Annotated in this window: 1 protein-coding gene and 1 pseudogene; one reads left to right on the top strand and one right to left on the bottom strand. The window is 69.3% G+C overall.

What is annotated here, in order from left to right; all coding sequences use genetic code 11:
• Nucleotides 1-946 (bottom strand): annotated as a pseudogene (locus tag AC27KI_RS22425) (THUMP domain-containing class I SAM-dependent RNA methyltransferase); the annotation flags it as partial.
• Nucleotides 947-1162: 216 nt separating this feature from the next.
• Between AC27KI_RS22425 and AC27KI_RS22420 the strand changes: the two are divergent.
• Nucleotides 1163-2684: methyl-accepting chemotaxis protein (locus AC27KI_RS22420; protein ID WP_487115918.1), on the top strand; the 1522-nt coding region annotated here is incomplete at its 3' end.

The following is a 2684-nucleotide window of genomic DNA, read 5'->3' as shown; positions in this document are numbered from 1 at the left end:
ATGCGCTCGCCGTAGGGCGGGTTCAGCAGCATCACGCCGGGCTGGGCGTGGGCGGCATGCGCTGCAGCGCGTCGCCGCCGCGCAGCTCGATGGCCTGGGCCACGCCCGCGCGCTCGGCGTTGCGCTGGGCGAAGTCCACCATGCGGTGCGACACGTCCGAGCCGAAGATGCCCACTGCCGGCGGTTTGATGGCCTGCTCTGCTTCATTTTTGATAGCAGACCAGACATGGGCCTGGAACGGCAGCAGCTTCTCGAAGGCGAACCGCCGCTGCATGCCGGCGGGGATGTGGCAGGCCATCTGCGCCGCCTCGATCAGCACGGTGCCGCTGCCGCAGCAGGGGTCGTACAGCGGCACGTCGCCCTGCGGGTCCCAGCCGGTGGCCGCGATCATGGCGGCGGCCAGGGTTTCCTTGAGCGGGGCGTCGCCCTTGTCCTCGCGCCAGCCGCGCTTGAACAGCGGCTCGCCCGAGGTGTCGATGTACACCGTGGCCTCGTCGGTGGTCAGGTGCAGGTGGATGCGCACGTCGGGCCACTGGGTGTCCACGTCCGGGCGCACGCCGGTCTTGGCGCGAAAGCGGTCGGCCACCGCGTCCTTCACGCGCAGCGCGGCGAAGTTCAGGCTGGTGAGCGGGCTGTGCTGGGCGGTGACATCGATCTTGAAGCTCTGGCGCGGGGTGAACCAGATCTCCCAGGCGACCTCGCTCGCGGCGGCGTACAGGTCGTTCTCGGAGCGGTATGGCCGGTGGCCGAGCTGCACCAGCACGCGCTGCGCGAGGCGGCTGTGCAGGTTGAGCATCAGCGCGTCGCGCCAGGAGGCCCGCAGCAGCACGCCGCCCCGGCCGGTGAGCAGGTCCTGGCCGGTCAGGCCGGTGATGCCGTGCACCTCGTCGGCCAGAAAACCCTCGACGCCAGCGGCGCAGGGCAGGAAAAGTTGCAGTTGGTTCATAGACGGCCCCGAGGATACGCGCTGGCAGCCCCGTTGCGGCGCCGAAGGCCCCCGCCGCCCGGCAAGGGCGCGGCAGGGCATGCGGGAAGCCCGGCGAATTCGGGCGAATCCGGGCATCAGGGTTTCCACCTAGCAGAACCGCCGGCTTGGCATTTGAGATGCGTCAACCGATGGTCAGAATGAACCCTTGTGTGTATCCAATTGCAAAGGTACCCCATGTTCAAAAGCCTGCGTGCGCGCCTCATCGGCATCTGCGTCGCCATCACCGTGCTCTCTCTGCTGGCCCTGGCGCTGGTGACCTTCTTCGTGGTGCGCAACGACACGCTGGCGCAGCTGGACGAGCACGTCGGCGGGCTCACCCGCCTGCATGCCGACGAAGTGGCCGAATGGGTGCGCGAAAAACAGCGGATCACCTCGTCCCTCAAGGTCGCCACCGAGCAGCCGGACCCGCTGCCCATGCTGCGCGCCATCAAGCAGGCCGGCGCGTTCGACCTGGTGTACTTCACCTATGCCGACAAGCGCCACATGGCGCTCACCAAGGTGCCGGACGGGTACGACGGCACTTCGCGCCCCTGGTACAAGCAGGCGGCACAGGCGGGCGGCCCGGTCATCACCCCCGCCTACGTGGGCGCGAGCAGCGGCAAGCTGACCATCACCTTCGCCGAGCCCGCCGGCCCGGCCGGCCAGCCCACGGCCGTGGTGGCCACCGACATCTACCTGGATTCGGTGACCGCCAAGGTCAACGCCATCCACCCGATCGCCAAGAGCTTCGCCTTCCTGCTGGACGGCGACAGCAAGATCCTGGCGTATGCAAAGCCCGGCATGGCGCTCAAGCCCGTCTCCGACATCTCGGGCAGCTTGGACGCCGCGCTCATCAAGCGCCTGGCCGAGCGCAACGAGCGCACCGACGTGCAGATCGACGGCGCCGAACAGATGCTCTACGCCGCCAAGGTGCAGGGCACGCCCTGGACGCTGGCCATCGCCATCGACCGCGCCGAGGCCACGCAATCGGTCAGCGCGCTGCTGAAAGTGGCCATCGTCATCACCCTGCTGAGCGTGGTGGCCGCCGTCGCGCTGGTCACCGTGGCCGTGAGCCACCAGCTGCGCCGCCTGGGCGTGGTGCGCGATGCGCTGGAAGACATCGCCTCGGGCGACGGCGACCTGACGCGCCGCCTGTCCACCCACGGCAGCGACGAACTCACCCAGATCGCCAGCGCCTTCAACCACTTCGTGGACAAGATCGCGGCGGTGCTGGTGCAGATCCGCGCCTCGTCCGAATCCGTGCGCCTGGCCACCAGCGAGATCGCCAGCGGCAACCAGGACCTGTCCTCGCGCACCGAGCAGCAGGCCAGTTCGCTGGAGGAGACGGCGGCCGCCATGGAGCAGCTCACCGCCACGGTGCAGCAGAACGCCGAGAACGCGCGCCAGGCCAACACGCTGGCCACGGGCGCCTCGGAGATCGCCACGCACGGCGGCACCGTGGTGGGCCAGGTCGTGAAGACCATGGGCGGCATCGATGCCTCGGCCCGCAAGATCGTGGACATCATCGGCGTGATCGACGGCATCGCCTTCCAGACCAACATCCTGGCGCTGAACGCGGCCGTGGAAGCCGCCCCGTGCCGGCGAGGAACGGCCGGGGCTTCGCCGTCGTGGCGAGCGAGGTGCGCAGCCTGGGCGCACCGCAGCGCCACCGGCGCCAAGGAGATCAAGACGCTCATCGACGCCTCGGGCGTGAGCG

The sequence above is a fragment of the Acidovorax sp. KPB24-03 genome, assembly GCF_057546605.1.
This window is presented reverse-complemented; position numbering and strand designations above follow the sequence as displayed.